Origin of the sequence: Psychrosphaera saromensis, from assembly GCF_002954545.1 — a bacterium.
Lineage (GTDB): Bacteria > Pseudomonadota > Gammaproteobacteria > Enterobacterales > Alteromonadaceae > Psychrosphaera > Psychrosphaera saromensis.
The window spans coordinates 1-23071 of sequence record NZ_MSCH01000003.1; the positions used below are offsets into that span (position 1 = coordinate 1).

Below are 23071 nucleotides of genomic sequence, written 5' to 3' on the forward strand. Positions count from 1 at the left end.
GAGAGTCTAGCGATTGTTGAACGGCTTTTATTTTAAACTCTATGGAGTGCTTACGTCTGAATTCGATTTTCATGACACCTTATTCCTAAAAATAGGTGTCTACTTTTGTGGAGTCATATCAAGTATAGTTCGTTTAAGAAGTATAAACTTTTATTTATAGTTCTTTTTTTACTGCATTTTCTGTTGGTACAACTTCATCTATATGAGTCTTTTTTGGTAAAGGCTCTTCTATTCCACGTAAATAAACCTGCTTATTCGCTTCTTTAGTTAATACCACCATTTCTGTATTAGTAAGTCTGTCTTGTAATGACAATTTAGTTTTAGGCATTAACAACACTAAGATGTTGCCTAGGCCAAATAACGCAAACAAAGCCCTTTTAGCAGCACGAATAAACGAAACTGGCTCGTCGTTAGTACTTTGAATTTTAACGCGCCATGCTCGCATCCCCAACGTTTGACCACCGTCATGCCAAAACCAAGCATAAAAGCCCCAAATCACAGCAATTGTTTCAACTTTATACCACCACTGCTGATTTAAATACGCAGAATGATCTTGGTAACCCGTTAACGTAAACAAGCCAAAAGATTCTAAGGCAAATAGGCCACCCAAATTGATAAGACTAAGCAACATAGCTAAGGCAATAACCGCTAATAAATCATAAACGATCACTGCTAAACGTTTAACAAAGCCAGCACGAGGATAAATTTCAGACATAAATTTCAATTAAGCTAATAATAATTGGGGCTAGTCTATCAACAAAAGCAATAAATCCAAACAACATAGAGCGCGTTGATTTAGCAATTTGCACAATATATAAACACTCAAGAGCTATATATTGATAAATCACTTGCAAGCAACCAAAGCGTGGTTATAATTCGTCTCGCTAAATGTAGCGCAGTTGTGACAAACTTATTGTTGCAGCAAATTACATTAAAGCATCAGTTATAGTATAGAAATGCCAGCGTGATGAAATTGGTATACATGGGGGATTCAAAATCCCCTGCCGAAAGGCGTGTCGGTTCGAGTCCGACCGCTGGTACCATTTCTAACTAATAACTAAAACAACCGACCTTCTTGTAATAAAGAGCAGTCGGTTTTTTTATGCCTGAAATTTAGTGTAATCTTCTACAAATAATAATACTTATGGAATGGGTAAACAAAGGGGATTCGCTTTCAATAAGAGCGCCCTGCCGAAAGGCGTGTCGGTTCCTGAGTTTTGAAAGTAGCGACCGCTGGTACCATTTCGCCTTGTTCTTATTAAGAGCATAACTAAAACAACCAGTATCTTTTGTATAAAGAATACTGGTTTTTTTATGCCTGCTCTTTATGAAACCTAAGAAGTAAAATTGGTATACGAGGGCATCTTCCATAAGAGCAACTTGCCAAAGTAAATCAAGTGTTCTGACTCCACTGATTGCTAATTAGTACTATATAATATTGTCTTACAATCTTATTCGTATAATATGAGCCCCTGATTTTTATTTATTGAGTATACTACCTTGCAATTTAGAAAAGATATCAATGGGTTAAGAGCCATAGCAGTGATCGCTGTCGTGCTATTTCATTTCAATGCTAGTTGGATGCCCGGTGGTTTTGCAGGAGTAGATGTCTTTTTTGTCATCTCCGGTTTTTTAATGACGGGAATAATATTTAAGGGAATCGAACAAGAAAACTTTTCTATTCTGAAGTTTTATGTTGCTCGAGCAAACAGGATCATCCCTGCCTTGGCCGTGCTTTGTTTAGTCTTGTTGGTATTTGGCTGGTTCTACCTTACTCCATTGGATTACAAAGCGCTAGGCAAGCACGTAGCCAGTAGTATGGCGTTTCTATCTAATGTAATTTATTGGAGAGAGTCTGGCTATTTCGATGCAACATCGCACGAAAAATGGTTATTACATACTTGGTCATTATCTGCAGAATGGCAGTTCTATATAATCTATCCATTAGTGCTTGTTGCTATGCGAAAGTTTATGTCAGTAAATGCAATGAAAGCGACTGTGTTACTTGGAACAGTTTTAGGCTTTATCTTTTGCGCCATCGCTACCTATAAATGGCCTACCCCTGCATACTACCTATTACCAACAAGAGCGTGGGAAATGATGATAGGCGGTGTTGCTTTTCTTTATCCTATGGCAATAAAAGAAGAACGAAAAAAACTATTAGAATGGCTTGGTTTAGCATTAATTATTGGCTCTTATTTCTTAATCTCAAAAGATAACCCTTGGCCTGGTTATTTAGCAATATTTCCCGTTTTAGGCTCGTTCTTAATAATTCAAGCACAACGCAATGATAGCCTTATTACCAGTAATCTAATATTTCAAAAATTAGGTGCTTGGTCTTACTCTATTTATCTATGGCATTGGCCTTTTGTTGTCGCTATTTACTACTTTTCATTGAATGAAATATTCGTTTATTTTGGTATTTCCATGTCTGTATTACTTGGTTTTTTGAGTAATAAATATATTGAAAAAATCAGATTCAGAAGTGATTTTGGTTTTTTTTGGGGATACCTAAAATGTAAGCCTGTTTATATAATGTTAATTGTTGGATTATTAGCTTCGTATATTTATAGCATCAAGGGGGAAAATGCTTGGCTACTTAGACAAAATATAATAACACAGAAAACATATACTATTATTAGTGAAAGGTCGCCAGAATTAGATAGTTGGGGAAGAGATGTAGATGGTAACCAAGACTTTTCTGATTGCCGTTTTAATGTCCAAAACTTAAATCCTAACCTTGAGTCAAGGCTGTCAAAATGTCTGTCTAATTATGGTTCTGGAATATTGATTTTAGGAGATAGCCACGCTAAAGATTTATTTGGAATGGTTTCTTCCAGATTTGATGATGATTTTATTGTTGGAATAACAAGTACGCAAGGATGTCGGCCACATACACCGAAGAGTCAGTGCCAATATGAGGAAGTGAAGACATTTTTATCAGCTAATCCTCGGATATTTAAGCATATTATTTATGAGCAGGGAGGGTTTTATTTGTTACTTGATGAAAATGGTAATAAAGGCACTAGAAATATGTTTAGTAAATTAGATATATCTATGAGCGTTGAGGGTTTAAGCATTGATATAGAACATATAGAACTTGTACTTAACTACCTTTCAGAGATAAGTGAGTATGCACCTATCACTTGGTTCGGTAGTAGAGTTGAGCCACATTTTACACCGAAACAAATACTTCAGAAAGGTTGTGATTTTAACTTTAAGTTAAGAAATAACCATAAAATGTTTTTTGATTTGCTTGATGAGTATATAGAAAGTAATACCCCCCCTTTAAACAGGGTTAAGTTTATATCGCAAAATAAAACTCTAAAGTATCAATTTCCACAGGATTTTATGAACTGTGAAAAAATACTATGGTCTGATGGAGATCACCTTTCAATTATTGGCGAAGAAGTATTAGGAAAACGCCTTCCTGATAACTTCCTACACTATTAAATAAATGCCACGTCTCGAGTATCAGAAGCGGTATTTACTATCCCTTTTGACTTTTTGGGGCTTATACTTTTCAACGAGTCGAGCTCTGAACTTATTTTTTGAGCTCACATTTCCTCCTTTCTTCGTTATGAAATCAATGGGGCCAGAGACTGTACGATCCCCACAAATTAAAGTGTCTCAAATAAGTATGCTCCTCCTGTTAAGTGGAGTTGCTTTACTGCTGTTAAAAACTGCCTAACAGTGAGTTTTGAATACCTATCGGCAATGACTCGAAATCCGATAAAATGCAGTGATAGCACGTTATCGATTTTTAAACTATTTGCTTGATATTGACGATGGCGCTTTGCATTCTTTGTAGCCAACCCAATAGCCATCAGCACCCAATGCGTTATTGTTGTTAATAGAATTAACACGGCAAGTCTTTTTGTCTCGGTGGTTTTATTGTATTCAAATCCTTGCCCATAACGGTGACTTTTCATGTCTCTGAAGCCTTCTTCAATCTGCATTCGTAAACGGTATATTTTCACTACTCTTTTCGCTAGCTGACCCCCTTGTGGTAAAGAGGTCGTTAACAACCACGGGTCATGCGCTGATTTAGAGTGAACCTTTGAGTGTTTAGATTGCTTGATTTGGCCACTTCGATTGACCGCATGTCTGCCTTTGACCTTTCCTTTAAAAAGAACCAGCTGACAATTCAACGGATTTCTCCTTGCTATCGTTCCGGTGTAGGACGTTGGGCATGTTGTTGCTGTTTTATATAGGTTGGTAATGGATTGCCAACTTTCACCATCCAAGCTGTAAAAATTAGGTAAACGCGTACGTCCTACAAAATCCCAACCTTGCGCTAATACAGAACGAAAACATGGCGTTTTAAATCCTGCATCGCTTACTATGATTGGTTTGCAGTCATCAGGCAATATTTGAGCAAGGCGCTGTAAGAATAGCGTATGTATAGAGGGTTTTTCTTTGGTGCTATTAGTAATTTAAAAGACGCAGGATTAGTGATTGTTATGGCTATTGGAGGCATGGTACTTCCAGCTCTAATATACATAGGTATTATTTGGCTTAGTGATACTAATGCATATCAAGGCTGGGGGATCCCAATGGCGACAGACACCGCGTTTGCCATAGTTATTTTGACTCTTATGGGCACTAAAGCTCCAAAAGCCGCGGCAGTTTTACTCACAGGCTTGGCAATTGTTGATGATATGGGAGCGGTGGCTGTTATTGGTTTATTTTATACCGAGCAAATTGTTGTTCAATCACTTGTTTGGGCTGGTATCACTTTATTATTTCTGTTTCTGTTGAACATACTTGGTATAAGAAAGCCTATATTTTACTTTACTGGCGCACTTCTACTTTGGTGGTTTATCCTGCAATCTGGTGTGCATGCGACAACAGCCGGACTTTTAGCTGCGATGATGGTTCCAACTCGACCTTACGCCAAAAAAAAATGGTTTCGTAATAAAATGTCCGACGTTATCGAAGACTTCCAAGATATGGACAAACCTAACCCCCCTATTCTAGCTAATGAACAACAACATGCACTTGCTATGCAAGCCGAAGATATAGCTAAAAGCAACACCATTCCTATTTTGCGTTGGGGAAGTGCATTAGACAAACCCGTCACTCTTATTATTTTACCTTTATTTGCCTTTTTAAATGCAGGTGTATTATTACCCACCGAGATACCAAATTTTAATGACACTATAGTCACACTCGCTATTATGTTTGGTTTAGTCTTAGGTAAAGGAATTGGTATTAGTCTCTTTGCTTGGGTTAGTTTAAAAATAGGGTTAGTCAGGTTGCCACCAGATATACATTTTTATCATATTGTTGGTATAGGATTTTTGGCAGGTATAGGATTTACTATGTCATTATTTATATCAGCGTTGGCATTTGCAGGGCAGCCTGCATTAATTGAACAAGCCAAATTAGGTATTCTGTTTGGGTCAATCATTGCTGGGATTTTAGGATTCATTATATTTTCATTACCATCTAAAACATAAACTTTCAGTATTAACTCTTGTTAATGTCGTTTAACATTTGAGTTATAAACTATTTATTAAAGATGAAAATAATGACCATTGAAAGACTAGAAACCAAACAACGTATGAGCCGTATTGTGAAACACAACGGGGTTATTTATTTATGCGGCCAGGTTTGCGCAGATGCGACCAAAGGTATAACTGAACAGACTCAAACTATGTTAGATAAAGTGGATACATTGCTTGAACAAGCTGGTAGCGACCGTAAGCATATTTTATCTGCCACTATTTATATAAAAGACATGCAAGACTTTGCTCAAATGAATGCAGTTTGGGACAGTTGGGTGCCAGACGGTTTTGCTCCTGCTAGAGCTTGTGTGACTGCGGATATGGCACGCGAAGCTCTGTTAGTTGAAGTGTCTATTGTTGCCGCTGAAATATCTGCGAAGCTTTAGGTTTAAAACAAAACGACTGTCTTAATGTAAGAACAGTCGGTTTTGATTATCTGAATTTAAGGCTATTCGCTTTTACTTACCGGTTATGGCTTACCGCTTTTTTGCCTCCATCTTTACAAGCCTATAGCCTTACAACCTTAAAACTCATAAATCGCCCTTTCACTACGTTTTCAATTATTAATAAGCCTTTTATCTAAATAGTACTACAGTGATAGATATGGTTAACATGCTGATTTTTTCTACTACTTTAGTCTTAGTTTCTATCTTTTAGGTTGACCTTCTAGCGTCATAGTTAAACACTATAAAAAAAGAGGAATTACTATGGTTTACTTCCAATTAATCAGCAATTTAGGACTTATTGTTTTATTTATTATTGGTTATCTACAAAATGAGATTTCCCAGCCCTTTACCATTGTTGGTATTTTACTTGGCTGTTTGCTTCTTCTACCACAATTACGATCTGGAATATCAAATACAGACAATAAAGGTTCACAGGGTAAAGATACCGATGTAGAGCCCGATAATTTTTATTCTCAAATAAGTCAAAAAGTCACAAGTGCAACGTCAAAAATGGCCATGGGTGCAGCGGAAGTTTCTTATTTTGTCGATACCTTAAGTAAAGACATACATAGTACTCGCGACGACAGCGAACAAATTACCCAGGCGGTAGAAACCTTATCTAGCACAGGCATGACTCTCTCTAGTAACCTTGGTCAATTAACTCACACTATGCGTGATACCGCAGAGTCTAGCCGTATCGCTCAACAGGCTTTAAAACAAAGTGCCGAACAAGTTAGCGAGCTGACACAGAAAGTACAAAAAGCCAGTGAACAATTAACCCTGTTAACACAAAGTGCGGATGATATTGATAGTATTACTGCGGTTATTAAAGGTGTGTCTGAACAAACCAACTTATTATCGTTAAATGCAGCCATTGAAGCAGCCCGAGCCGGTGAGTTAGGGCGAGGCTTTGCCGTTGTTGCAGATGAAGTAAGAGCGTTAGCTGGGAAAAGCGCTGACGCTTCCGAGCAAATTTCAGGATTGTTGGCCGATGTACGTACTAACAGCGAATTAACCAACAATGAAATGACTTCACTGAAGACGTTAACCGAATCTTTATCCACTACATTATTAGGCGAAACCCAACGTTTTATTACCTTAACCGAAGAAGTTCAAAATGCTTCTGTCGTGTTATCTGAAGTTGAAAGTGCCGGTGAAAAACTCGGTGAAACCAGTGCACAAATTAGTGGTTCTATTACACGTATCAGCACGTCGTTAAACGATATATCCCAACGTAGTGATCATTTATCTAAAGAGGCGTCTGGTTTAAGTAATGGCGCTGAGGTGGTATTTAGAGAATTGGATAAAGTAGACCAATCCCTGTTTTTCTCTGACCTGGTTAAAACCGCTAAAACTTCGGCTCAAGCCCTTGGTGATTTACTTGAAACTGCCATTGATAGTGGCGGGTTAACAGAACAAGCTGTGTTCTCCAAAGATTATCAACCCATTAAAAACTCTAACCCGCAAAAGTTCAGTACCAGTTACGACCACTTTACCGATCAAAACTTCCCTGCAATTCAAGAGGCGGTATTACAACAATATGATGAAGTTATGTTTGCTGGAGCGGTAGATACCAATGGGTATTTCCCAACCCATAACAACAAATTTAGTCAGCCGTTAACGGGGGATTACGATAAGGATTTAATCAACAATCGTACCAAACGTATCTTTGATGATCCTACAGGTCGTCGTTGTGGAGCGCATACTGACAGCTTTTTATTGCAAACCTATAAGCGTGATACTGGGGAGATTTTACATGACTTATCTGTGCCGATTTTTGTAAAAGGCAAACATTGGGGTGGGTTTAGAATGGGCTTTAAATCCAGTCACTAATTAAATGAGCTAGCTTAAACTCACTAGCACAAATGGCCTAGTTCAAATGCCTGAGTTCAAATGCCTGAGTTCAAATAAACTGAATCAAAAGAGTAACCAAAAGAGTCATCAAAAATAGAATGCTCTTTATTACAGCCTCTTGAGTTCAAGAGTTTTCACTGTACTAAAGAGCTCTATTTACCACCAAGCACTCAAACTGATTTAAAAAAACAGCTTACAAACCGTTATGATATTGCACTACGGTTGAGTCTGGCACTAAGGTGTTAATAGCTTCAATTGGTGCGATATCGCCACTAAGCAGTTGTTCAAACTGCTGAATTAACGTCACTTTATCCGGTGAGGTTTTATCCCCAGCGCCAATGTTGGTTAAATCAATCATAAAGCTGTCAAACAAGTCTGATAAGTCTTTGATGATCTCAGTATTTAAGAACTGATCTTGATTATAAATACTTGGGTAACCGGCTTTTTGTTTGTCGATGGCAAACGAGTCACCTTTGAGGTTGGTGATACTGGTGGATTTATCACAAGACAACATACAACCATTGTCTATACGTGGTTTTTCACAACCAACACTTTGTTGGAAGAAACACTGTCGGCTTGTCATCAATAATATTGGATGATAAATGCTATACATCATCTTAAAGTTATCAGGACGCGCCATGTGTCTAATTTGCTTGAAGTTTATCTCGTTAGAAATAAACGCACCGGCACAATCAAATTCTTGCTGTAAACCTAATAACGCATACGAGTTAGTGGTGTTTAAAAACGGACCTGCTATCCACTTAATACCTAACGCGTTGGCTTCATAAGCGATACCTGTGTTGTTAGTCACAATCAGTTTAGGTTTAACCTGCTTTAAAATATTTACCGCAACGTCGTAATCTTTACCAATTAATACTGGTGGAAACCAAGGTATTAAACGAGGGTTTTGATTTAAGAAATCGATGTAGTGGGTGCAGTCACGCTTGTAAGCATCTGGCAATTTGAAGTAAATATCCGCGTCGGTAGAATCCGCTAATATCACATCCGCTTCGTCACAAATTAGAATACTCAAGTCTGCTTTTTTAAGGCCGTCTGTTTGCGGTTTTTGATGTTTAGTTAACGGCGGCAATACCACTTCTGGGTGAATTGGCGTGTTTTTATTAAGAATGAGTGATATTTCATTTCTAATCGCAGTCAGTTCTTTATAAGGAATACTTAAGCCATCATCTAACCCATCTGAGTTTAACGCTAATAAGTTATACTCTTCATTGTTTAAGCTTCTGAATCGTTTACTTAGCGTGCTGTCATCTAAGCTTAACTTCTCACTTTTAACTAATGAACTGGTTGAATTAATTTCAAACGATTTAGTCTCTGTCTTTAACAAGCTAGAAATATATTCTTGGGTTGTTACCGTAACGGTAAATACGTCGCCAAGTTTGCCTGAGAAGTTTAACGTTAATGGTATTTTATCTATGCTTAGATGTTTGATTTTATCTAGCATGATGTCTTGCAGTTCGCTTTTCTCTTTATTGAGATCTTTCTCAACTTGTTGGATTTGAACGACCGATATTAAATCACGACTCTCGATACCTGGTTTTCTTAATACCAAGCTTTCTGCAACTTGTTTTTCTACACCGTTTTTCTCTAATGCATAAACTTTAGAGTTATCTCTCGGGTTGTCGATAAACATCGACTGATTTAAGTCACCACGCAAAAAGGCATTGGAGAAGTCGCGGTTAAATACTTTGTATAAACGTTCGCCATCTTCTAACAATTCACCGGTTTTTAAGAATCCGTCAATTTGCTTGCGGAAGCTATCCACGACAGTGTGTACATAACTTGCACCTTTAATACGCCCTTCTATTTTAAAAGAATGAACGCCGGCTTCAATTAACGCAGGCAAGTCAAAAAAGGCGGAATTGTCTTTGATATTTAGTGGGAAATTATTACCAGACTCTGTGGTTTCATATTCTTCACGACAAGCTTGGCTACAACGGCCACGGTTACCTGAATTACCAACACTCGCTGATGTTGAGTAACACAAACCAGAAAACGCAACACAAAGCGACCCATGGACAAATACTTCCATTAGTACATCGTGTTCAACACCTACTTTAGTTAGTTCGGTGATTTCGCGTAAATTCATTTCTCTGGATAAGTTAACACGAGATGCGCCAAACTTTTTCAAAAATGGAATTTGCCCAGCGTTATGCGTAGTCATTTGCGTAGAGGCATGGATATCAAGAGTTGGATAATATTTTTTCAATACATAAAGCAAACCAAAATCTTGGATGATCACGCCGTCTAACGTGGTGTTTACCAACTTATTTAATAACTTAGTTAACGCCTTAAATTCATGCTCTAAAATAACAATATTAAGGGTTAAGAATATCTGACATTCATACTGGTGCGCCAAACGAATTAGGCCAACAAGTTGTTCAAATGTGATATTACCCGCACGATTTCGTGCATTAAATGTATTTAACCCGCAATAAACGGCGTCAGCTCCGGCTATGATTGCGGCTTTAATGGCTTCGGCGTCTCCACCTGGGGCGAGTAATTCAATTTTAGGGCTCATTTGTAGGCTCATAAGTACAACTTGTTATCTGCAAAACTTTGGGCGGGGATTTTACCTGTATAATTAAAGAATGAATATGGTTAAAATGCTTATTCCTACTAAAATGCTCAACTATTATTAATACGCCAGGCAAAGAATACAACGTGATGAAAGAGAATCTTAATAAAGCCAATGAGTTACCAATACTCTACTCATTGAGAAATTGCCCTTTTGCTATGCGCGCTAGGTTAGCGATATTTCGTTCACAGACTCAAGTTATTCTGCGTTCTATTGTATTAAATGACAAACCTGCTGATATGTTAACGGCTTCACCAAAAGGCACAGTACCCGTTTTGGTTTTACCGCCAACAATTAACCTTGAGGATAAAGGTGAAAATGAAAAGCCTGAACAAGTCATTGATGAAAGCTTTGACGTTATGGTGTGGGCATTAACACAAAACGATCCAGACAATTTATTACACAGCCAAGATTCAGCAGCTTCAACAGATATGTTTGCACTAGTCGCTAAGTTTGATAATGAATTTAAATCAGCCTTAGAAGATTACAAAGCAGCCAAACGTTATCATGAAGATAACTTAGTTGAGTGCCGACAAGTTTGTGAAACATATATTGCTGACTTGGAACAACGATTAACGGCGCACTCGTTTTTGGTCTCCAACCAAGAAAGCTTTGCAGATTTAGCATTGCTGCCATTTATTCGCCAGTTTGCCAAAATTGAACGCCAATGGTATTTACAATCCCCTTACCCCAATTTACAAAAATGGCTTAACAGCTATTTACAGAGTTTGATGTTCAGCAAAGTCATGGTGAAGCATCCTTTGTATTTATCATCGGATGAAGTGATTTATTTGAACTAATTGTTTTGTTTGATTTTTTACCATACATAAAAAAACCGACCTTATTGAGTCAACAAGGTCGGTTTTATATTTAGTAATTTAATTACTGTTAACACTTACTTATGTAAATGCACATCCATTTGTGGGAATGGGATATTAAGCCCTTCTTTACCAAATGTTTTGTATACGTTTTCATTCATGTCGAAGTATACGCCCCAGTAATCTGGTGCTTTAACCCAAGCTCTTACCGCAAAGTTCACTGAACTGTCTGCAAGTTGAGATACCGCAATAAAGACTTCAGGGTCTTTTAAGATTCTTTCGTCTGCATCACATAATTGTTTAATTACCTGACGAGCTTTGTCTAGGTCATCGCCGTATGCAACACCAATTGTCCAATCAACACGTCTTTTTTCTTCCGTTGAATAGTTGATCATTGATGACGTTGATAAACCACCATTTGGGATAATAATGGTTTTATTATCTGGTGTTTTTAAAATGGTATTAAATATTTGTATTTGAGCAACTGAGCCAACATAACCTTGTGCTTCAATTACATCACCCACTTTAAACGGTTTGAATAGCAGTATCATTACACCGCCAGCAAAGTTCTGTAACGTACCAGACAATGCCATACCAACCGCTAAACCTGCAGCACCTAAGATAGCAATGAAAGACGTCATTTCAATGCCTAACATTCCAAGCACACTGATGAACAACATCACCTTAAGTAACATGCCTAACATGCTAAGTAAGAAAGGTTTAAGTGACGGGTCAACGCTGCCCTTATCTAACGCAATTCTTACGCTACCAACAACCGCTTTTATTACCCAGCTACCTATAAATAGAACAGCGATTGCAGCTAATAAGTTAGGTCCGTTAGTTAGCACTAACTCAGTTAACTTATTTAATAATACTTCTGGATCCATGAATTTTCCTACATTTTTTTAGTGAGTTATATAATCGAATCAAGCATAGCTTGATATTGATTAATCACCACTTTGATTACACATTTTTACAATTAATCCTTGCTGTTTACTTGTAGGGTTAGCTTTATGCTTATATTATTGGGTTAAAGCAGTTTGGCTTGACCCAATAATTGGAAAGATTAGATTCATGGATTGTCGTTTAATTACTCAGTTTTTTGCTAATGCGGTGTTTATTAAACGCAGCACTAAAAAAACATTAACTGTAATTAGTTTTATGGCTTTGATTGTTATTCCGCAATTTCCAGCGTTTGCTAGTTCACCTTGTTGGTTAACAAATTTAAATACCGATAACAAAAACATTTATGGTGTCTCTAGTAAAATAAGTGCGTCTAATATGCCGGCTCTGCATTTTGCTAAAGCCAATGCGTTAAATAATTGGTTGTTATCTGAAGGCTTAAGCCCTGTCCAAATTAAAGAAAATCTAGCACCACTGAAACAGTATTCAGTGCAGCAGCATACGGTTTATTTTTTAGATGAGTACGAAGAAAACAATCGTATTTATAGTTTAGTCTCCAATAAACCAAGCCCTGATTATACTAGCCAAAGCTGTGAGGTTAACTCTTGCGACATTAAGCAATGTTCGCCGCTTTGGTTATGTGAAAATACCAGTGACAATATCGCTATTATTGCGGTTTCTGAGCGTACAGCAATGCCTAACACTCAGATTAAAAGCGTAATACAAAACGCCCAAGATATAGCTCAAACAATTAATAATGCACATGTAAAAGGCTACATTGATACATTGCACTCAAATACTGATCAAATAAAAGTATCGAATACCCAACAACGTTACTCGATAACTAATTTAACTGAACATCAGCCTAAAGTAACAATTGGAGAGATGTGTAGTCACACGGGAACCTTGTACGCTCAAGTCAGCCTAAATAAAAAAAGTATTGGCTCTGAACATAACTGGATGGATCAACCCTTGCTAGGTGATATATTAGGTGTTGTCGGGTATGCTAAAGGGCAAACATCAACGGGACGTTTAAGTGACTTAATAGACGTTGCTGTTAGACGTGCTTTATTTGAAATGGCAACAGCCAAAAATATAAATGTGAAAAATAATCTTAAATTAGTTATAAATGAACAAGGTTATTATTCACTGGTGAGAAAGTCTCATCAATATACCGAATCTATAGTGTCTGCATACATTGCGGATATGAAGATGAAAATTAACGATAAACTCCAACCTGAGATATTTATTTGGTTATTGGAAAATAAGGATAGATCATGAATAAGCTTACAAAATTATCAACTGTTATCGCTATTACTGCAGCTCTAGCTGCATGTGGCACTACTCCAGAAACGCCGGATGAGCTTAACGCTAATATTCCAGACTGGGTATTAAGCCCTAGTGTTGAAGACGGTATTGCAGCAGCTGCTTGTGTATCTGCATCTGGCAGCATGACGACTGATAAAGCTCAAGCAACGGCTTTATCTCGTGTTGATTTAGCTCAACAAATTGGTACTCGTGTTCAGTCTTTAGACAAAACATACCAAGAACGTATTGATGTTGATGGTCAAGCACAAGTAGGTTCAACGTTTACTTCTGTTTCTAAACAACTTACAGAACAATCTTTAACTGGTTCGCGCGTTATTAAAACGTCTTATGCAAACTTTGATGGTAAAAATCAATTATGCGTATTAACTGCACTAGGTTCTTCTTCAACTAAAGAACTTTTTGCTAGCATCTTAAAAGACAGCCAACGTCCAGTTACTCCTGATCAAGAAAGAGTGTTATACCAAGAGTTTAAAGCGTATAAAGCTCAAGATGAGTTAGACGCTGAACTTATGAAAAATAAGTAGCTGTTAAACAGCACTTATAAAAAAACCCAAACACATGTTTGGGTTTTTTATTGCCTGTCATTTAAGTTCTTAACGAGCATAAAAGTCAGATTCTTAAAGAAAGCATTAAATAACTAGTCTCTAAAATTATTAAACTGTAAAGCTTGCTCAAGGTCTGCTTGTCTTAACACTTGCATCACTTGCTGTAAGTCATCACGTTTTTTACCCGTGATACGAACTTTATCACCTTGAATAGACGCTTGAACTTTATACTTACCTTCTTTAAGCAGCTTAACAATTTTCTTAGCTAGGTCCTGTTCAAGCCCTTGCTTAAAGTCGACCCAAAACGTATGGGTTTTTCCAGTAATATCAATTTTGGCAGAGGTATTCATTGCTTTGGCATCTAAACCGCGTTTAGTGCATTGCGAACGCAAAATGTCAGTTAATTGGCTAATTTGATACTCGCCTTCCGCAACTAATTTCACTTTCTCATCTTTAAATTCAACACTTGCGTCGACACCACGAAAATCGAATCGTGTGGCGAGTTCACGCTTTGTGTTATCCGCAGCATGGCGTACTTCATTCATATCTATTTCTGAAACAATATCAAACGATGGCATGGAGTTTCTCCTAACAAAAAGCCTTTCAAATCCTAATTTTGGATAATAAGAAAGGCTTTATTTATAACAAATTACTTTTATTTACGTATGGCTGTTAAGGCATCATTGGATCTTGATCCGCGCCTTCTTTTTCAACAACCGTTGGCATTAAGTCTTCTTTACTTATACCTAAACCCAGTGCAATTGAACTTGCTACATAGATTGAAGAATAAGTACCGATAACCACACCAAATAATAATGCAGTAGCGAAACCTTTGATTAATTCACCACCCACTAATAACAATGCAACAAGTACTAACGCTGTTGTTATTGACGTAACCATAGTTCGGTTAAGCGTTTGAGTTAGTGAAGTATCAATAATTTCTTCTGAGTCGCCTTGACGCATTTTCAAGAAGTTTTCACGGATACGGTCAGATACAACAATCGTATCATTAAGTGAATAACCAATAACCGCTAATACCGCCGCTAACACAGTTAAGTCAAACTCAATACCTAATACACTGAATAAGCCAACCGTTATGATAACGTCGTGCGCTAACGCTGACACAGAGCCAACCGCAAAACGCCATTCAAAACGCATAGCAACGTAAATTAGTATACAGATAAGCGCAGTTAACATAGCTAAACCGCCCTGCTCTCTTAGTTCGCTACCAACACTTGGTCCAACAAATTCGATTCTGCGCATAGTGGCAGTATCATCCATCGCTGTTAACGATTTCATAATACGGTCACCCACCATTTTAGAATCGGCAGTGGTTTTACCTGCATTTTCTAATGGCGCCATACGAATTAATACATCTTTACTTGAACCAAAGTTTTGTACTGTTGCGTCTCTAAAACCTTCTTCATCCATCACTGAACGAATTTTTTGTAGGTCTGCACTTTCAGCAAAAGAAACTTCAATCAGGCTACCGCCAGTAAAGTCTAATCCCCAGTTAATTCCTTTGGTCGCAAATGACGCTAAAGAACCAATAATAAGGAGCAGTGAAAACGCCAAAGTAAAACGGCGTATCGACATAAATTTAATTGTGTCTTGAAGATTTAATAATTGCATTGTAATTATTCCGTCGTTTTAAATTGAAAGATTGTCAATACGTTTACCACCCCAGGTGGCATTAACAATTGCACGTGTACCCACAATCGCTGTAAACATTGACGTAGCAATACCAATCGCAAGCGTGATAGCAAATCCTTTAATTGGACCTGTACCTACTGCAAATAAGATAACCGCTGCAATAAAGGTAGTAATGTTAGCATCGGCAATGGTTGAGAATGCACTTTCGTAACCGTGATGTATTGCTTGTTGCGGACTACGATTATCTTTCAGCTCTTCTCTAATACGTTCAAATATCAGTACATTGGCGTCAACAGCCATACCTACCGTTAATACGATACCGGCAATACCAGGTAAGGTTAATGTAGCACCTGGGATCATCGACATAACACCAATAATCATCACTAAGTTTGCAGCAAGTGCAACGTTAGCAACTAGGCCAAATTTCTTGTAGTAAACGAGCATGAAGATAAGTACTAGGCCAAAACCTAGTAATACTGCGTTCATACCTGCATCTATGTTTTCTTGGCCTAAGCTTGGACCAACAGTACGCTCTTCAACAATTTGAATTGGCGCAATTAACGCACCAGCACGTAATAACAATGCAAGGTTATGCGCTTCAGCTTGTGAACCAGAACCTGTGATACGGAAGTCACGACCTAAACGGCCTTGAATCGTAGCAACACTAATAACTTCTTCAATCTTCTTAAGTTTGAATTTGCCGTTAGCGTCTTGTTTATCTGTTTTTTTGTATTCAATAAAAACAACCGCCATTTGATTGCCAACATTATCTTTAGTAAACGCTGACATCTTACTGCCGCCTTTAGAATCTAAAGAAATATTAACTTGTGGCATACCGTATTCATCAAAAGAACTCGTTGCATCAATAATATGATCGCCCGTTAACGCCACTTTCTTTTCTAATAAAACTGGACCGACTTTTGAGTCTTTGTACAATTTAGAACGTGGAGGAACACGACCATTTAACGCGGCACTTAAGTCACCATTTTTATCAACAAGTCTAAAGTCTAACGTTGCTGTTGCGCCTAAAATTTCTTTAGCGCGAGCTGTATCTTGTACACCAGGAAGTTGCACTACAATACGGTCTTGACCTTGACGTTGAACTAATGGTTCAGCAACACCTAATTCATTTACACGGTTACGAATAATTGTGATGTTTTGCTCAACCGCATAGTTACGAATTTCTTTTATTTTATCTGCTGTCATTTTAACTAACAGATCAAATTCGTTTGTATTGTTGTCTTCAAAAACGGTATAACCTTGATAACGCTTTTCTAAGAAGTCTTGAGCTATCTCAATGTCTTCTTCGCTACGTAATTCAATACGAACCGCTTCTTTAGCTAGGTCACGTTTAATTGTACGGTAACGAATTTTTTCTCCGCGTAGGTCAGCTTTGAAGTCTTGTTCCATTTGAGTAAACGACTTATTAAGCGCTTCTCCCATGTCCACTTCCATCAAGAAATGCACACCACCGCGTAAATCTAGACCTAGTTTTAACGGAGTAGCACCAATTGCGTCTAACCAAGCTGGTGTCGCTGGCGCTAAGTTTAATGCCACAACATAGCTGTCACCTAAACTATCACCGATCGCTTCTTTTGCTTTAAGCTGATCATCTGAATTGTTTAAACGAATTAGAATACGGTCAGTCGTTAATTCAGATTTTTTAAAACCGATTTGGGCTTTATCTAACTTAGCTACTACGCTATCTAGTACTAACGAGTTAATTTCCGCACCACGAAGTCCTGAAACTTGAATAGCGGGATCTTCACCATATAAATTTGGAGCTGAGTATAAGGCGCCTATAGCCAATACCATCACTACCATTATGTATTTCCAAAGTGGATACTTGTTTAACACGTGTTAACCCTTTTGAATTTATGTAATTAAAAAACAAAAAGGCCAGCCCATTGGCTGGCCTTCTTAGACACTTATATTGACTTGATGGTGCCTTTTGGAAGTACAGAGCTTACTGAGGCTTTTTGAATCGAAATCTCTACACCGTCAGCTAACTCAAGTTTAACAAAATCTTTGTCGTCAGGTACTTTTGTTAATTTACCTAGAATGCCACCAGCGGTAAGCACTTCATCGCCTTTAGCTAGTGCTGAAATTAAGTTCTTTTGTTCTTTAACACGCTTAGCTTGTGGACGGTAAATCATGAAGTAAAAGATAAGACCGAAAATTGCTAACATGATCAACATGTCTGGACCTGCACTAGCTGGGCCTGCGCCGCCTTCTGCGTATGCGTTTGAAATAAATAAGCTCATTATGTTTCCTTAGTATTTTATTTTAATTTTTATATGGAATTCTATATAAGGGCAAACAGGTATAGAAACAACTGATTTCCCTCATAATAATTATTTTTTATATTATTTTGCTAAACCTTCGTCAGATAGACTTGGTACTGGCAACTCACGTTTTGCATAAAAGTCAGCAACAAATTCTTCTAATGTATTGGTTTCTATTGCCCCTCTTAAACCTTCCATAACTCGTTGGTAAAAACGTAAGTTATGTATTGTGTTAAGTCGAGCACCTAAGATTTCGTTACACTTGTCTAAATGATGCAAATAAGCACGAGAATAGTTTTTACATGTATAACAATCACATTCAGCATCTAACGTGGATGGGTCGTCTTTATGACGAGCATTACGGATTTTAACTACGCCATTGGTAACAAACAAATGACCGTTACGAGCATTACGCGTTGGCATAACACAGTCGAACATATCGATACCACGACGAACTGACTCAACTAAATCTTCTGGCTTACCAACACCCATTAAATAACGAGGTTTATTTTCAGGTAATTTATACGCTGTGGTATCCAGAATATTCATCATGTCTTCTTTTGGCTCACCAACTGACAAACCACCAATTGCATAACCGTCAAAGCCGATGCCTTCCAAGCCTTCAAGAGATGACTCTCTTAAATCTGGGTACATGCCACCTTGAACAATACCAAATAAAGCAGATTCACTGTCGCCATGTTCTTTCTTACAACGTTCAGCCCAACGAAGAGATAACTCCATTGAGGTTTTAGCTTCTTCAAATGTGGCAGGATATGGCGTACATTCGTCAAAAATCATAACGATGTCTGAGCCAAGTTCACGCTGAACTTCAATTGAACGTTCTGGTGTTAACATGATCTTTTCACCATTAATTGGTGAACGGAATTCAACACCCGCTTCAGAGATTTTTCTTAAATCTCCTAAGCTGAATACTTGGAAACCACCTGAGTCGGTAAGAATCGGTTTATCCCAACCCATGAAGTCATGTAAATCACCGTGTTTACGAATGATTTCTGTACCTGGACGTAACATTAAGTGGAAGGTATTACCCAAACAAATGTGAGCACCGGTTTCTTTTACTTCATCCGGAGTCATGCCTTTCACTGTGCCGTAAGTACCAACAGGCATAAATGCAGGTGTTTCAATGACACCTCGGTCAAAGGTAATTCTACCTCGACGGGCTTTGCCGTCGGTATTTAATAATTCGAACTTCATTATAAGTCTCAAAACTAAGGGCTGAACGAGAGTAACTAACATTCAGCGATAGGTAATAAAATGGCGGCTATTATATACCAGAGGGCTTAAAGAGTAACCCTTTAGATCAAATTAGCTAGGATCTAACTAAGCGTATAATTACAGGCATAAACGCCCCAACTAAAGCGCTAATCAACCGCTTGATTGGTTAAAAACATTGCATCGCCATAACTGAAAAAACGATATTCGTTAGCAATTGCTTGGTTATAACCTTTAAGGATATTTTCTTTACCAGCAAAAGCCGACACCAACATAATTAAGGTTGACTCTGGTAAATGGAAATTCGTTACCATGGCATCAACCACTTTAAATTCATAACCTGGGTAAATGAAAATATCGGTTTCACCAGTGAACGTAGTTAATTTATCAAATTGCTTACTTGGCATGTCACACTTCCATGCGGCCGACTCAATTGAACGTACTGATGTTGTACCTACTGCTATAACTCGTTTGCCGTTGGCTTTGGTTCTTTGAATCGCTTCAACCACATGCAATGGTACTTCTGCGTATTCAGAGTGCATGACATGCTCTTTTACATCTTCAACACGAATAGACTGGAATGTCCCCGCCCCTACGTGCAAAGTAACAAATTCAGTGTTAACGCCTTTTTGCTTTAACTTTTCAATAAGCTCTTCAGTAAAATGCAAACCTGCAGTTGGTGCTGCAACCGCACCTGGCTTTTCGTTATAAACCGTTTGATATCGTTCTCTATCATCTTCTGTATCGGGACGGTCGATATATGGAGGTAATGGCATGTGACCATATTTTTCTAATGCCGTTAATGCAGTTTCATCCGATAAAAATTTCAATTCAAATAAATCGTCATGACGTTTTATCATCTCGGCTTTTACCGCACCTTCTAAAATCAGAATATTACCCGGTTTAGGGGCCTTGTTAGCACGCACATGTGCAAGAACCGTATGTTCATCCACTAAACGCTCTACTAATATTTCAACTTTACCGCCACTTTCCTTTTGGCCGAACAAGCGAGCTGGAATTACGCGAGTATTATTAAATATTAATAAGTCCCCTTCGTTGACCAATTCGATTATTTGTTCAAATTGGCAATCTTGTATATCACCAGTTTGGCCATTTAACGCCATTAGTTTACTGCTACTACGCTGTTTTTTGGGCGCTTTGGCTATTAATTTTTCTGGTAAATCAAAATGAAAATCAGCTACCTGCACTACAAACCTCTACAAGGATAAGTTGCCATAATCGAACTGGCATAGAAAATTGATGAATATAAATCGATATTGTATCAGCGTTTAAGATTTAGAGTCTTGTTTATTCCTCATATTCTTTATAAAGTAGAACACGTTTTAACCAACTCTTACTTTAATAAGCGGTCTCACTCAATATGAATAGTCAACTACCCTTGTTGTTAATTTCTGCTGATGCAGGAACTAGGACAAAGTTGAAGAATTACATTAATAAACTTCAACTGTTTGATGTTGACGTAGCATTTGATAGTAAGGACGCAATCGATAAGTTAAGACAAAACCCTTATCAGTTCATCATTTCCGACATTAATATTGGCGACGTAGATGCTTGGTGCTTATCAAGTTTAATCCGTTCAGATATATATAAATGTGACAAAAAAACCCCTATCGTATTATTAGCTGACACCCATAGTGAACGTATTGCAGAAGCTACCGCTAAGTCTTTTGGTATCAATTCGGTATTAGCTAAGTCTGATTCAGCACGGGTAAATGAAATTTTAGCGGATGCTTTTTCTACCTCTTTACCACTAAGAGACCGACTTAATGGCTTAACTATCATTTCACAATCTGCTAACACAGCTGATTTTGAAACCTTATTACAAGACAAGTTTTACATTGAATCGGTTTATTCCGCTAAAGACGGGCTAGCGTTAATTAGACAAAAAGAATTTGATTTTGTCATTATTGATAGTGAGTTAGAGCACGAATCTGCGATGCCATTAATGCAAACGATACGTTTTGAAATGCCAAGTTTACCTGTTGTGATCCTCGCACCTAAAAATAACTATGCTTGTGCCGAACACTTTGTATTAAATGGCGCGAGTGACTTTATCTACATTCCGTTTAATGCCTCAAGAGTCATCAACATTTGCGAACGCGCGGCTCGTCGTAATGACTTTATGATCAGTAATAAACAATTTACTCGCAAAGTTAATCAATTAGAAAAAAGTGAGAAAAAGTTTAAGGCACTATCCAATGAGCATACTCAATTACTGGGGAATTTAAGTTCCGTGGTTATGGAATTGGATGAGACTGGTCATATACGCTTTTTAAACAATGCCTGGAAAACTTTAACTGGCTTTAGTATCTCTCAATCTATTGGCCGTAATATTATGGATTTCATCGACACCGATGAATTAGGCGTTACTAAATTTTCAAATCAATTAAACAATTTATTAATGCAAGTCACCCCCTCTTCTACTGAAGAAGTGAGAGTGTTAAATGCCCAAGGGCACAGTGTTTGGGTAGAAATTAAATTCCATCAACTAATTAAAAATAAACAAGCCCATGGCCTTGCTGCCACTATTGACAATATTGATGATAGAAAAATAGCTGAAGAAAAATTACAACACTTAGCCTTACACGACACGTTAACTGGGCTTAACAATCGCTACTTTTTTGATAATGAATTAAACCGTTTAACTATGCTGGCATCACGTGGCAAAACAACTCATTGCCTTTTATATATCGACCTAGATCACTTTAAGATCATTAATGATACCGAAGGCCATCAAATGGGCGACTTAGTTCTAAAAGAAGTCGCACTATTGTTAGAGAAACGTATACGCCAATCCGATATTTTATGTCGAGTTGGTGGTGATGAGTTTGTGATTTTATTAGCGGAAACTGAATTACAACAAGCAATGACGATAGGTAAAAGTATTTGTCATCAAATTGCAGAAGCTCATTTCCAATTTGGCAATAACAGCTATAAAGTCAGTGCCAGTATTGGCGCTGCTGAAATCGATGGTAATGCCTCAGCTGCAGAGTATCTACGAAGAGCTGACATTGCATTATACGTGGCTAAAAACAAAGGTCGTAATCGTACCCATTGCTATTCAGAAACCGATACTGACAGCAAACAACAACATGACAATATGCAGTGGGCGCATCGCTTACAAGAAGCCGTACTCAACGACAATATTGTTTTACACTTCCAGCCTATTTGGGATTTAAGAACTGACGAGGTTGCTTATTATGAAGCGCTAGTTCGGCTAAACTTTAATGGCGAGTTAATATACCCAAATGACTTTATACCCGCTTTAGAACACACTGAAGATATTAATTTATTAGATCACCAAGTGGTTCACCAAGCAATAAAACTAGTCAGCCAGCATCCTGAGTTACATAAGATTGCGATAAATTTATCGGCCCAGGCATTTTCTGATGAAGGTTTATTGCCTTTGATCCAAAAAGAATTAAAAGCTCACAATGTGGATGGCGCGAAGATTATTTTTGAATTAACAGAATCTGCTAGTTTAACCAATGTGAGTGCGACCAGACGAATGATCCAACAGCTACAACAGCTTGGTTGCCAATTTTCAATTGACGACTTTGGCACTGGATTTAGTACCTTTGCCTATTTAAGAGAACTACCTGCCGAGTCCGTAAAAATTGACGGTAGTTTTGTCAAAGACATGGCAACGAGCTCTGTAGATAGATCTTTAGTATCAGCCATCATCAATGTCGCAAATACGCTTGGTAAAGTTTGTATTGCTGAATTTGTTGAAGATAAAATTACATTTGATGAATTACGCAAGTCAGGGGCTGAGTTTGCTCAGGGTTATTATATTAGTAGACCATTAAGAGTTGACCAAATTAAAGACTTCAAATTCACACCTTAAGATCTATTCCCTCTAGATAAATATGCCGAAC

18 protein-coding genes and 1 tRNA gene are annotated in these 23071 nt (G+C 37.8%); 9 read left to right on the plus strand and 10 right to left on the minus strand.

Going from position 1 to position 23071, the window contains the following annotated elements:
- Positions 1-154: 154 nt before the first annotated feature.
- Complete coding sequence (locus BTO11_RS00025) at positions 155-715, minus strand: RDD family protein (RefSeq protein ID WP_105050652.1); 561 nt, start codon at positions 713-715, stop codon at positions 155-157.
- Between the two features lie 243 nt (positions 716-958).
- On the opposite strand from BTO11_RS00025, the gene BTO11_RS00030 reads away from it, so the two are divergent.
- Positions 959-1043 (plus strand) — tRNA-Leu (locus BTO11_RS00030).
- Positions 1044-1500: 457 nt separating this feature from the next.
- The gene (locus BTO11_RS00035) at positions 1501-3453 is read left to right on the plus strand and encodes an acyltransferase family protein (RefSeq protein ID WP_105050653.1); all 1953 of its coding nucleotides are present in this window, start codon (positions 1501-1503) and stop codon (positions 3451-3453) included.
- Between the two features lie 167 nt (positions 3454-3620).
- On the opposite strand, the gene BTO11_RS00040 is transcribed toward BTO11_RS00035, so the two are convergent.
- Positions 3621-4370, minus strand: coding sequence for an IS4 family transposase (locus BTO11_RS00040; protein ID WP_229793409.1), 750 nt, complete (start codon positions 4368-4370; stop codon positions 3621-3623).
- 30 nt (positions 4371-4400) lie between these two features.
- Between BTO11_RS00040 and nhaA the strand changes: the two genes are divergently transcribed.
- The 3 genes from nhaA (at position 4401) to BTO11_RS00055 (ending at position 7789) form a co-directional block, all read left to right on the plus strand.
- Entirely contained in the window at positions 4401-5462 is a 1062-nt protein-coding gene (gene nhaA / locus BTO11_RS00045; protein WP_105050655.1) for a Na+/H+ antiporter NhaA, read from the plus strand.
- Between the two features lie 71 nt (positions 5463-5533).
- On the plus strand, positions 5534-5896 hold the full coding sequence (locus tag BTO11_RS00050; RefSeq protein ID WP_105050656.1) for a RidA family protein: 363 nt from the start codon (positions 5534-5536) through the stop codon (positions 5894-5896).
- A 321-nt stretch (positions 5897-6217) separates the two neighbouring features.
- Positions 6218-7789, plus strand: coding sequence for a methyl-accepting chemotaxis protein (locus tag BTO11_RS00055; RefSeq protein WP_105050657.1), 1572 nt, complete (start codon positions 6218-6220; stop codon positions 7787-7789).
- Between the two features lie 214 nt (positions 7790-8003).
- Here the strand turns inward: BTO11_RS00055 and BTO11_RS00060 are convergent, their stop codons facing one another.
- On the minus strand, positions 8004-10349 hold the full coding sequence (locus tag BTO11_RS00060; protein ID WP_105053607.1) for a peptidase U32 family protein: 2346 nt from the start codon (positions 10347-10349) through the stop codon (positions 8004-8006).
- A 146-nt stretch (positions 10350-10495) separates the two neighbouring features.
- On the opposite strand from BTO11_RS00060, the gene BTO11_RS00065 reads away from it, so the two are divergent.
- Complete coding sequence (locus BTO11_RS00065; RefSeq protein ID WP_105050658.1) at positions 10496-11206, plus strand: glutathione S-transferase; 711 nt, start codon at positions 10496-10498, stop codon at positions 11204-11206.
- Between the two features lie 95 nt (positions 11207-11301).
- Here BTO11_RS00065 and BTO11_RS00070 read toward each other — a convergent pair whose 3' ends face one another.
- Positions 11302-12111, minus strand: coding sequence for a mechanosensitive ion channel family protein (locus tag BTO11_RS00070; protein WP_105050659.1), 810 nt, complete (start codon positions 12109-12111; stop codon positions 11302-11304).
- A 187-nt stretch (positions 12112-12298) separates the two neighbouring features.
- On the opposite strand from BTO11_RS00070, the gene BTO11_RS00075 reads away from it, so the two are divergent.
- Together BTO11_RS00075 and BTO11_RS00080 are read left to right on the plus strand one after the other, a co-directional pair.
- Entirely contained in the window at positions 12299-13408 is a 1110-nt protein-coding gene (locus BTO11_RS00075) for a hypothetical protein (protein WP_105050660.1), read from the plus strand.
- Positions 13405-13980, plus strand: coding sequence for an LPP20 family lipoprotein (locus tag BTO11_RS00080; protein ID WP_105050661.1), 576 nt, complete (start codon positions 13405-13407; stop codon positions 13978-13980). The genes BTO11_RS00075 and BTO11_RS00080 overlap by 4 nt, the downstream gene beginning before the upstream one ends.
- Before the next feature lie 113 nt (positions 13981-14093).
- On the opposite strand, the gene BTO11_RS00085 is transcribed toward BTO11_RS00080, so the two are convergent.
- The 6 genes from BTO11_RS00085 to queA all read right to left on the minus strand — a co-directional run bounded on the left by BTO11_RS00085 (position 14094) and on the right by queA (position 20380).
- Positions 14094-14579 carry a YajQ family cyclic di-GMP-binding protein gene (locus tag BTO11_RS00085; RefSeq protein ID WP_105050662.1) on the minus strand — a complete coding sequence of 162 codons (486 nt, stop codon included), beginning with the start codon at positions 14577-14579 and terminating at the stop codon, positions 14094-14096.
- A gap of 94 nt (positions 14580-14673) precedes the next feature.
- Entirely contained in the window at positions 14674-15633 is a 960-nt protein-coding gene (secF, locus tag BTO11_RS00090) for a protein translocase subunit SecF (RefSeq protein ID WP_105050663.1), read from the minus strand.
- A gap of 18 nt (positions 15634-15651) precedes the next feature.
- Positions 15652-17511 (minus strand): protein translocase subunit SecD, encoded by a 1860-nt coding sequence (secD, locus tag BTO11_RS00095; protein ID WP_105050664.1) that lies wholly within the window; start codon positions 17509-17511, stop codon positions 15652-15654.
- Between the two features lie 71 nt (positions 17512-17582).
- Positions 17583-17918 (minus strand): preprotein translocase subunit YajC, encoded by a 336-nt coding sequence (gene yajC, locus BTO11_RS00100; protein WP_105050665.1) that lies wholly within the window; start codon positions 17916-17918, stop codon positions 17583-17585.
- Between the two features lie 102 nt (positions 17919-18020).
- Positions 18021-19154, minus strand: a complete 1134-nt coding sequence (tgt, locus tag BTO11_RS00105) for a tRNA guanosine(34) transglycosylase Tgt (RefSeq protein ID WP_105050666.1) — start codon at positions 19152-19154, stop codon at positions 18021-18023.
- A gap of 167 nt (positions 19155-19321) precedes the next feature.
- On the minus strand, positions 19322-20380 hold the full coding sequence (queA, locus tag BTO11_RS00110; RefSeq protein WP_105050667.1) for a tRNA preQ1(34) S-adenosylmethionine ribosyltransferase-isomerase QueA: 1059 nt from the start codon (positions 20378-20380) through the stop codon (positions 19322-19324).
- A 173-nt stretch (positions 20381-20553) separates the two neighbouring features.
- Here queA and BTO11_RS00115 point away from each other — a divergent pair, with 173 nt between their 5' ends.
- Positions 20554-23040, plus strand: a complete 2487-nt coding sequence (locus tag BTO11_RS00115; RefSeq protein WP_105050668.1) for a GGDEF domain-containing response regulator — start codon at positions 20554-20556, stop codon at positions 23038-23040.
- Positions 23041-23071: the final 31 nt, after the last annotated feature.